At 48.4% G+C, this 8,960-nt stretch carries 7 protein-coding genes; 6 read left to right on the forward strand and 1 reads right to left on the reverse strand.

Annotated features, from left to right (window positions below; all coding sequences use genetic code 11):
- The first annotated feature begins 14 nt into the window (after nt 1-14).
- From AC1DWB_RS23790 to AC1DWB_RS23810, 5 genes are all read left to right on the forward strand, one after another.
- Complete coding sequence (locus AC1DWB_RS23790; protein WP_477543583.1) at nt 15-1,430, forward strand: HEAT repeat domain-containing protein; 1,416 nt, start codon at nt 15-17, stop codon at nt 1,428-1,430.
- A gap of 95 nt (nt 1,431-1,525) precedes the next feature.
- Nucleotides 1,526-1,768 (forward strand): glutaredoxin family protein, encoded by a 243-nt coding sequence (locus AC1DWB_RS23795; protein WP_477543584.1) that lies wholly within the window; start codon nt 1,526-1,528, stop codon nt 1,766-1,768.
- A 374-nt stretch (nt 1,769-2,142) separates the two neighbouring features.
- Nucleotides 2,143-3,435 carry a DegT/DnrJ/EryC1/StrS family aminotransferase gene (locus tag AC1DWB_RS23800; protein WP_477543585.1) on the forward strand — a complete coding sequence of 431 codons (1,293 nt, stop codon included), beginning with the start codon at nt 2,143-2,145 and terminating at the stop codon, nt 3,433-3,435.
- A gap of 558 nt (nt 3,436-3,993) precedes the next feature.
- Nucleotides 3,994-5,820, forward strand: a complete 1,827-nt coding sequence (locus AC1DWB_RS23805; RefSeq protein ID WP_477543586.1) for a polysaccharide deacetylase family protein — start codon at nt 3,994-3,996, stop codon at nt 5,818-5,820.
- Nucleotides 5,821-5,977: 157 nt separating this feature from the next.
- Entirely contained in the window at nt 5,978-6,232 is a 255-nt protein-coding gene (locus tag AC1DWB_RS23810; protein ID WP_477543587.1) for a hypothetical protein, read from the forward strand.
- 121 nt (nt 6,233-6,353) lie between these two features.
- On the opposite strand, the gene AC1DWB_RS23815 is transcribed toward AC1DWB_RS23810, so the two are convergent.
- Nucleotides 6,354-6,995 carry a sensor domain-containing protein gene (locus AC1DWB_RS23815; protein ID WP_477543588.1) on the reverse strand — a complete coding sequence of 214 codons (642 nt, stop codon included), beginning with the start codon at nt 6,993-6,995 and terminating at the stop codon, nt 6,354-6,356.
- A 441-nt stretch (nt 6,996-7,436) separates the two neighbouring features.
- Here AC1DWB_RS23815 and AC1DWB_RS23820 point away from each other — a divergent pair, with 441 nt between their 5' ends.
- A complete protein-coding gene (locus AC1DWB_RS23820; protein ID WP_477543589.1) occupies nt 7,437-8,771 on the forward strand; it encodes a hemolysin family protein in 1,335 nt (444 codons plus the stop codon).
- Nucleotides 8,772-8,960: the final 189 nt, after the last annotated feature.

Raw genomic sequence — 8,960 nt, forward strand, 5'->3', positions numbered from 1 at the left:
GAGGAGAAGAAGGAATGGTGGATTCCAAGTATTTGTTATCCGATGAACAGATGGCGCAGTTCATCACGCATGGATTTGTTATCCTGAAAACCGATTTTTCCGATGAGTTTCATAAGTCGGTCCTGCAAAAAATGAACGACGTTTATGCCACCGAAGGGAATATAGGGAATAACATTTTACCTAGAATCCCGGAGATTCAACAGTTTTTCGATCACCCAACCGTTAGGGGCGGCTTAACAAGCATTCTAGGGCCTAATTATATGATGCATGCTCATCGGCATGGGCATTTCAATGTCGCTGGCAGCAAAGGGATAGCGTGGCACAAAGATAACTATTGGGGCAATGAGAAGCTAAGAAATCATCATCCCTGGTCGGCGATGATCTTCTATTATCCTCAAGATGTAACGGAAGATATGGGGCCTTCCGGTCTGATGCCCGGCACTCAGAATCATTATCAGCTGGCTGAAGACCAATCTGAGCATAAGCTGTCGGTATGCGGTAAAGCAGGCACGATGGCCTTGATCGCCTACGATATTTGGCATACGGCCATGCCGAACTTCTCAGAGAACAATCGGTTTATGCTGAAGTTTTTGTTTTTCCGCTTGGAAGCACCGCAACGTCCGAGCTGGAATAACACGAGATCAGAATGGCTGCCGCCACAACAAATGCTCCCCATTCCGAATCATGACTTGATGTGGGAGCATACGTGGAACTGGTTATCCGGTTCACCTGTTTGGAGAGGTTCAGACCTTCCGGCTGCCCAGGCTACTCCGGAACAGTTGAGTGACTATAAGCTGCAATTAAGTGACCCTAGTGAAACCACCGCTTTGAACGCGGCCTATGCACTAGCTTCACTCGAGCAGGAAGCAGTACCCGCCTTAATGGACGGTTTGGAGCATTCGTCAGCTATAACCGTACGCTGCTCGACTCATGGACTGGCGGCTGTAGGCAGCCCGGCTATCCCATTCCTTATGGACGCCCTTCAGGCGAATTGGAATAACCGCGACTTGTACGGCAACCTTGCCTTCATCTTAGGTGAAATTGGTGGGGAATGTTCTCAGGCTGTACCGAGATTGATTGAATTGTTGCAGGAGGATTCTGCCTTTGTCCGTCAGCATGTCGTCGAAGCACTCGGCGTGATCCAACAACCTTATTCGCTTTCCGTTCCCGCCTTATGCGACCGATTATCGAATGATCCGGTTGATTACATCCGCTTTATGGCCGGGCTGGCAATAGCCCGAATCGGGGAGGGAGCCGGGGGAGCCGTTCCTGCGCTCAAACTTGCCCTCTACGATACCAATCGTTATGTATCCGCGATCGCGGCCACCGCCCTGCAGCGATTGAAAAGCGAGGAAGCCTTGGATGTATTGCTCCCGTTTCTGCAAACAGCACGTTGGTGTCCCGTCACGACTGTAGCTAGCACATATTGAACTGCTGGTAGCACCCGGAGTAGGCTGCTCCTGGTTGATCTCGCATGTCATATAGCTCATAATAAGAAGGAGTGATGAATGGAGGTTGATGTGAGATGAGTACTGCCAAGGCTATCGTCTATTCCGCCAAAGGCTGCCAGGATTGCGAGAAAGTGAAGCTGTTGCTGACGACCGAAGGTGTCGAATATGAAGTGAAAGATGTAATGTCCGATCTATCAGCGCGTGAGGCTGTGGAAAAGCTGGGTTTTCTCGGCATTCCCGTCACGGTGGTGGGCGAGCAAGCGGTAAAAGGGTTCCAGCCGGACGAGATCAAGAAGATGCTGAACGCGACTAAATAATCGGCAGCTTGTGGCAGCCTATAATCAACGAAACGCCTCTGCGGTATAATCCTGCGGGGCGTTTTTGGTATACGTTTTTTTTGGGTTCTGGGGAATTCGGAGGCTGTCCTCTTAATTGCTTGCCTTGAAGGATGGAGGTAAGCTCGAATTAGTCGAATAAATGGGGTTCGGTTTCTTGCTGAAAATTTTGCAGAGTGTAAAAAATGGCTGGTTCAAAACAAGATTACGGTACACCTGAAAATTTCACATATGATACTTTGATCTCAGTAATCGATTTCTTATTCAGTTATCTTGCATGGGGCAGAAGCTAGGCATGGTTTTGGAAGCTTTAACGAGGTTCAACGGATTCACATGACAAGGAGGAGAGGGTATAAGTGGAAAAGCTAGCCTTGCACGGGGGAACACCCATTAGAACGAAACCGCTGCCAACCGACCGTTTAGGCGTAACTTTGTACGGAGAAGAAGAAATGAAGGAACTGTCCGAGGTCATCGCTGCGAAGACGCCTTTTCGGCACTACGGACCACTATCAACTGATGTACCGGATAAGGTAGCCAAGATGGAAGCGGTGACCCGCGACCTGCTGGGCGTGAAATATACACTGGCCTTATCCAGTGGATCGGCGGCATTGACATGCGCTATGGTAGCGTTGGACATTGGGCCTGGTGACGAAGTGATCCTTCCAGCCTTCGGATGGTATTCCGACTACAGTTCCATCGTAGCGTCTGGCGCATTGCCGGTATTCGCTTCGATTGACAATACGCTTAATCTGGATCCTGCGGATTTCGAACGCAGGATTACGTCGAATACGAAGGCAGTTATCATCATTCATTATCAAGGCGGACCTGCGCAGCTAGAGGAGATCATACAGATTGCCCGTAGAAATAACATCATCGTGATTGAAGACTGCGCCCAAGCGTTCGGTGGCAGCTACCGAGGCAAGCGGCTTGGCACTTATGGAGATATTGCCATTGCGAGCTTCCAGTTCAACAAGATGATCAGTTGTGGAGAAGGTGGTCTGCTGTACACGAATAACGAGACTTACTTCGCCAGAGCGGTCAGGTATCATGATCTCGGAATTATGCGCCCCTACTTCCTGAACCAGCTAACTGACAAAACTTTCGCAGATGATACCGTTCATGCCATCACAGGAGACCAATATAGACTGAGCGAGCTGCATGCCGCGGTCATGATCGCCCAGTTAGGTAAGCTCGATTCAGTAATTGCCAAGTGTCGGGATTATTATATGCAATTGGAACAAGCGTTCAGTAGTTTGCACTTCCGGTTAAGACCTGTTGATCCTGGACAATGCGGTATCACCTGCTTCATGCAGTTCCAGACGGCAGAAGAAGCGAAGAAGTTCAACGAAGCGCTTCGTGCGGAAGGTATCGCTACCGGTGCGACATCAGCTTGCCGGAATATGATGGCGTTGCAGATGGTGAAGCAGAAGGTAATGGCGTTCCGCGATAAGCCGCCATACGGCGCAGGGTTCGAGGGAGCCTTGACGGTAGATCGTGATGAGGAAGCGACATCGAAGCGTACGGATGCCATGCTCTCCACATTCGTAGGTATTTCATTAGGACCGCAATATACGCAAGAGGATATCGACGACATTATTGCGGGTGTTCGCAAGGTGGACGCGGGCTTGTACAGTGAAGTGAGCGGATAATGTAGGAAGCGACGGATCGACAACTATTGAACAATAGTTGTTTTTATACGGCTCGTCTGTAAGACGGGCTTTTTGTTCCGTGAGCCCCATGATCAATAAACGACGATACGGTACTGCTGGTTCTACTTGATGTTATTGCCGGGGATGGCTTATTACTTGCTTCGAGAATTTGCCTTACGAGCTATTTCAACGGGATTATGTATATTCACGATCGCAGCTTGTATCCGATTCAAGTCGTCTTGCGAAATCTGATTTAAATGCCTGTTATTAGCCAAGAGCTACAGGTGCAAAATGCGGGGGCGCTTCAAGTGCTTGCTCCGGAAACGATCAAGATGGCGACCGTTATTGTCGCAACCATACCGATCTTGATCATTTATCCGTTTCTTCAGAAGTATTTAATAAAAGAAGGCTGTCGATTAACTGTTGATAGAAGCTCGCTGGGGTCCTCTTTTTCACTTTCCACTCCTCTTGCCCACAGTGAATCGACAGCCTCAAAGGGCATATTTATTGGGTTCGATAAAAGGCTAACAAAGGATAGGAACTAGGAGGCAACTACAGATGATTCATGTGGTATGGAATGATGCGGACTGCACGCAAATCAGATTGGAAGGGCGAGCTTGTTATACGGAGAGTCTATCCGATCTGCTGCTGGACTTGGGCGTTAGCTTCAAGAAATGGTCAATGGATGCTTGGATAGAGAGTCGTCCGGCTGGATTGACCTTATTGGCAGGTGTTGGCACCGACCCGAATTGGCTCGACATCTGCCGATCCTATTGTGAGGCTGGCAATACGCTTGTAAGTATCGGTGACTTGTATGGACTCGGGGAGCTATTCGGTGTGACATCAGTTGATGCTACTCATGACACTACAGAAGGTTGGGTGGAATGGGAGGATGCGCCAATAGCGGCCGGATTACGAAGCTCATTTCATTTCTTCGGTTCCGCTACGATTAAGCCAATCACAGGCGACAGCTATGGGGACCTTGAGACATGGGGGAAGCTTGTGCGGGGGAACGGCATCGTACGGGATTTCTCGGCTATTGCGAGCAAATCCATTGGAAACGGAAAAGCTGTGCTAATTGCCGTTGATCTGATGAAGACCTTCACCCTGATCCGTCAGGGAATTAGCGTTGTCAGGGACGGCAGACCGGCTCCTGACGGGACTGGAGCGATCAATGAGAACATCCTGAAGACCGATGATGCGTCTGTTCTCGATTGGGAACGTGATCGTGCTGCCGTAGCAGAAGGCGAAGTACCATTCTATCTCCATCCGATTGTGGATGAATGGCGAATTCTGCTCATGCGGCTGTTGTACCGCCTAACGGCAGAAGCGGGGCTACCGATGGGGCAGCTCTGGTATTGGCCTAATGGCTTGCCCGCCATTGGACATATCTCCCACGACACCGACCGCAACATTATTGCGGAAGCGCATGTCACGCTGGACAGGCTAGCTGAGGCGAATGTGAAGTCAACCTGGTGCATCATTATGCCGGGTTATGACGAAGAGACGAACCAGCGTATTGTGGGTGAGGGCCATGAGGTGGCCTTGCATTATAATGCTCTGGGTACCGAAATTCCGGAGGCCAGTTGGAATGAAACGCACTTCCGCAAGCAGTTCGACATGCTACAGGAGCAGTTCCCGGATCAGCGAATCGTCTCGAATAAGAATCATTACTTGCGCTGGGAAGGTGATATTCAGTTCCTGGAATGGTGTGAGCGCAAGGGAATCTTGATGGAACAATCGAAGGGTGGTACGAAGCAAGGCAACAAAGGTTTCTTGGCTGGGACGTGTCATCCTTTCTTGTCGTTCGATCCTGCAACGGGGCATGAAGCCACCTCAGTCGTGAGTTCTCCGACCTTGTCTTGGGACCCACCATACCGGCTTCGCTGCACAGAGCAAGAGGCYCTGGCGCTGACCGACCGGTCATTCGACGTATATGGCGTCGCCCACTTCTTGTTCCATCCTTACATGGTAGCCGATCCGCAAGCACCAGTGGGTGAGATGATGGTCAAGCTCATTCAATATGGACGTAGCTTGGGTATGGAGTGGTGGACAGGCGAGCAACTATTACGCTGGTTCGAAGTGAGGAGACAAGTCCGTGTGACGTGGGAGGCGAACTCGCAAGAGGGGCAGACGTGTGTGGTTGAAGGTCGTATAAGTAGTCCGACGGAATTGCGCGGCATTACATTGTTAAGTGCAGCGCCCAGCGATGGGGACGGCAAGCGGGATACGGTGTACTGTGTGGAAGCGGATAACGAAGCCGATGTGCTGAGTGTGAAGGAAGTCGAACGTTATGGCTGCCCGTTCGTGGAGATTCAACTGAATGTTCAAGCCGGAGATACGGCCGTGACACTTCGGTGTGAAGCAATGAACGTGCAACGATAAATAGGGGAATGGGGAGTCGAACTTGCAACAGGTTCAAGAGCCCTGTTATAACAAGGGATCGTATAATATCTCAAGTTGCAATAATTGCTCATTTACCATATTCATTCTTCCATATATACTAGAGATAGAATGCTATTCACGGAGAGGACTAAATTCGATGGACGATGTTCTTAAGCAAATCCTGGCTAAGTTAGAGTCATTAGAAGCAGGCCAAAAATCGTTAGAAGCAGGGCAACAATCACTTCGCTTGGATGTTAGCGAAATCCGCGACGATGTTAAGCAGATGCTCGGTAACATAGACACTCTAGCTCTGCAAGTAGCTAAGATTGACGAACAGACACAGCGCGAAGACGAGAAACGGTTCACACTAGCCGAGATTATCGAACAGATGGAAAAAGCACGTAGGCATTAGGAAAGATTGGACGCGGACGAAGACGGCATAATAATAGCCCAAAGGGCTTCTTACTATAAAATATTCACAAGCCCCGCTTCAAAGCCAAAGCGAGGCTTTTTGCTATTCTACAGCCCCTAGCTTATGCCTTCAAGATAGACGCCGACAGGCGCAGTACCTTCGGCATCAGCGTCATCCCGATGATCAGGAAGAGAACACCTAACGCCGTACCCACGAACGAATATTGGTAAGGGGTTAGATTAGGGAACAATAAAGTCATAATAAATGTCATCACGATATCGTTGTCGTACATCGAAATCCCGGCTCGTTCCAGAATCACGTACACAAGCGGAGTGAACAACATGGCGAACCCGCATATCATGAATGTAACGACAATGACGAACTGGAGGATGCTGATTGGAAGCCTGACTATGTTATATAGGACTGGCTTATAATAGCTCTTCTCCAGGAAGATACGGCGTAGCTTAATTTCCTGCGCTGCAGGTACTTGGACCGTCGAGCCGTCCTTGTTACGAACGAGCTGAGACAACATCAGGGCATCGAACAAACGCAGGCGATCGGCGGTCGCAAGGGCGAACCAGTAGATGAAGAAGCCAATCCCGAGTGGCATTAATCCGATCCCGAGCGCAAGCAATACGACGGTTACTGTGAAACTAAAGATCGCTAAGGGCATCGCGAACAACATATAAGCGGTTCTAGAGCCGATCTGCCTGAAAAAATCGAAAGTCCCGCTGCGGTGCGTATTCACTTCTGCTGAAATCATAATATCCAATCCTCCTAGGAACATTCCCTATATAAAGTTAATTCATAAGCGTACACTGACTTATTCCTTAACGTTATCTTAAGGGATTCTGAAGAAATCGGATACGGACCTGCGTACGTTTTCAGACCCCGACTTAAGTCGAGGTCAGCTGTCATAATATACAAGCAAATCGCCATACAATGAAATCACGGCGTTCATAAACATTTTTGTTCGAAGAATCGCCTGAAATGCTCCAAACATGTGATAAGAAGCATTTATAAGCGTTCATTATGGAACATACAGCATTTTACTGGCTGCAGCCAGAGTTTACGCCAAGCCTTGTAAGTTGACTGTATTTTTCGAAAACAAGTATAATGGTCATTAAAGACAAAATTCTGTCTATTCATAGTATTAACCTGAAGGAGGTGTACCTATCCGCCTTAATGAGGCGGTAGGGAGTATTTGGATAGTGACCCGTTACCCGGATTGTTACTAAATGCTGTGTTAGTTGTAGTACTTTTATTATTGAATGCTTTTTTTGTTGCCGTTGAATTTGCCATGATCAAGGTACGTGGAAGTCGGATTGAAGCGCTAGCGCAAGAAGGTAATGTAAGAGCGAAGTATGCCAACAAGATTATGGGTAATCTGAATGCATATTTATCGGCTTGTCAGTTAGGAATTACGCTCGCATCACTCGTACTTGGGTGGTTGGGGGAGCCGCTTATCGCTTCATTGATTGGTCCATGGATGGTCAAGATCGGCATGCCGGACGCTGTCATTCATACCGTTTCCTTTATTATCTCATTCACGATCATGACTTCGTTGCACATTACGATCGGGGAGCAGTACCCGAAGACGTACGCTATTCGTAAGTCGGAGCAAGTTACGTTATGGGGTGCGATACCGCTAGTGTTGTTCTACAAGCTCATGTTCCCGCTTATCTGGTCATTGAATGGAGCTTCCAACTGGATGCTTCGCAAATCCGGTATTGAGCCGGACGACGGTCACGAATCGGTACACACCGAGGAAGAAATCCGTATCTTGATGAAAGAAAGCCACAAAAGCGGTTACATCGACAACACCGAGCTTGCACTTGTCGACAATATCTTTGAATTTTCCGAAACCAGTGCACGAGAAATCATGATTCCGCGGACCGAAATGGTTTGTCTGTATGCGAATTTTCCTTTTGAAGCGAACAAAGAAATCGCCATAACCGAAATGCATACGCGCTATCCTGTGTGTGACCCGGACAAAGATAATATCATTGGTTTTATTCATATAAAAGACTTGCTCAAAAACAACGATGAGCTGGAAGATATCAAGCAGTTCATGCGACCGCTGCTGAACGTTCCGGAGTCCATGTCCATTAGCGCTTTGCTTAAGAAAATGCAGAAGAAACGGACCGCGATGGCGCTGTTGATTGATGAATACGGCGGTACATCAGGCCTCGTTACACTAGAGGATATTCTGGAGGAGATCGTGGGAGAAATCCACGACGAATTCGACGATGAACGACCTAAGATCGAGAAGAAAGACGAACAGACGTATTCGATCGATGGGATGTTATTGATCGAGGAGTTCAATGATATGTTCGGCACCGAGATCGAGACTGACGATTACGATACGATCGGCGGGTGGGTATACTCGCAGATCGAGATGCCGCCTACGAAGAACCAGAAGGTGCCGCATGGTGATTTCATGTTAACGGTAGACGAAGTCGACCATATGCGGATCGCTCGATTGATTGTGCGTAAGATGCCAGGCAGTAGTGTTGAGGTAGAACAACAAGTGTCGTGAGAGTAACATAATGCTGGCCCACGGGAGAATGCTTCCTGTGGGCCTGTTTTTTTATGTCGAATCTATTCGTAAAACGTTATCACGTAACTTAGCAAAAAGGCGGCAAGCCGACTTTTTGCTATTGTGATTTGTATCTTCGTCGAAATGCCGAAATTAACATCAGTTTTTCGGAAAATTCGATGGGAATAG

The sequence above is a fragment of the Paenibacillus sp. P4_E11 genome, from assembly GCF_056401635.1.